This window comes from uncultured Pseudoalteromonas sp., assembly GCF_963922945.1.
Classification (GTDB): Bacteria; Pseudomonadota; Gammaproteobacteria; order Enterobacterales; family Alteromonadaceae; genus Pseudoalteromonas.
Genome location: NZ_CAWUKC010000191.1, coordinates 1 through 1577, shown reverse-complemented (window position 1 = coordinate 1577; position 1577 = coordinate 1). Strand labels below are relative to the sequence as shown.

Below are 1577 nucleotides of genomic sequence, written 5' to 3'. Positions count from 1 at the left end.
GTAATGACCTTTGCGGCTTTTGCGTTTATGCAATATTTAATATCTGGCGAGCAGCGCGCACCGATTAAACCCGGCGGCGATATTATTGTAGAGATTTTTCAGGCACCAGAGGATTCACAAGTAAGGCATATACAAAAAATACAGCCGCCACCGCCGGTGCCAAAAACACCGCCTAAGGCACCACCCATAGGTACCGCAAACGACCCTGTAATTGCTATAAACGACGTAATGCCGGTCACTATTGACGATTTTGGTGATGATATAAATAGCACCATTAACCGCCCTACGGGAGATGCAACGCCAATAGTGCGTATAAACCCTAAATACCCAACGTCTGCTGCTCGCGATGGCATTGAAGGCTGGGTACAACTTAGCTTTAGTATTTCACCGACCGGCGAAGTAATAAATCCAGTTGTAATAAACGCAGAGCCAAAACGCACTTTTAACCGCGAAGCAATAAGAGCTATTAAACGCTGGAAATATCGCCCCAAAGTAATAGAAGGTGTGGCACAATTACAAACAGATCAAACTGTACAGCTCGATTTTAAATTAGATAACTCTATTTAACGGACTAAACGCCTATGCTACTAAGTATTAAGTCATGGTTATTTGAAACGCCAAGCAAGGATTGCATGGCAAGTTACGCAAAAAGTGGCGACAACCGCCACTTAGAGCAGCTTGTTGCCTTATACAGTAACGATTTATATCACTACCTAGTAACGCAATCTAATACGCATTTAGCATACGATGTAAGCCAACAAACATGGCTAAAGGTAATTGAAAAACGCCACCTTTACCAAGCGCAAACTACGCCAAAAGCCTGGTTATTTAAGCTCGCACGCAACACACTCATAGACGAATACCGCAAACAGCAGCGCTTTGTAAAACTTGACGAAAACACCCACCTACCCGCGCAGCAAAATGAGCAAGGTAATAACAACAGTATTAGCAATATAAATTACCAAGCGTTCGATAGCGCACTCAAGCAACTGAGCTTTGTGCAACGCGAAGCCATTACCTTACAACAAGAAGGCTTTAGCCTTGCCGACATAGAGCTTATAACGCAAAGCAACCATGAGAGCGTAAAAACAAGGCTGCGCTATGCCAAGCAAAACCTTAAACGTTTATTAGGAGCAAACAATGAACAAGCCTGATGAGCAGTTTGATCAAAAGCTCTCACAACACTACAAAGAGCGAAAAGCACGCACTACACTCAGCGCTTCCCAACAAAAAGCGTTACTTAATAATGCCAGCCATAAAAAGCCCTCAAGGCTTAGTTTTACGCTACAGTTAACCAGCCTTGCCTGCGCACTGGGCGTATTCGCATTTATTGTGTTTGATAGTAACGAGGGCATTAAGCACGCACCTAAAACGGTGCTTAATACCATCGACATTCACGACTATTCAATTATTAAAACCCACGAAATAACCCCATCGGGCAGTTACACAAGCGCCATTACCGAGCAAAAACATGCACTCGATACTCAACATGCCAATAACTTACGCTTACACCAACAACGCGACATAGAATACGGCACGCTCGTAAAGGTCGATAACGACTGGTACATAGCCAGCTG

General features: G+C 43.9%; 3 protein-coding genes. All 3 read left to right on the top strand.

Annotation, left to right across the window (positions count from 1 at the left end; all coding sequences use genetic code 11):
• Positions 1-3: 3 nt before the first annotated feature.
• Entirely contained in the window at positions 4-567 is a 564-nt protein-coding gene (locus AABI99_RS18260) for an energy transducer TonB (RefSeq protein ID WP_338367540.1), read from the top strand.
• 14 nt (positions 568-581) lie between these two features.
• Entirely contained in the window at positions 582-1154 is a 573-nt protein-coding gene (locus AABI99_RS18255) for a sigma-70 family RNA polymerase sigma factor (protein ID WP_338367539.1), read from the top strand.
• On the top strand, positions 1141-1577 hold a 437-nt coding region (locus tag AABI99_RS18250), incomplete at its 3' end, for a hypothetical protein (RefSeq protein ID WP_338367538.1). The genes AABI99_RS18255 and AABI99_RS18250, both read left to right, overlap by 14 nt.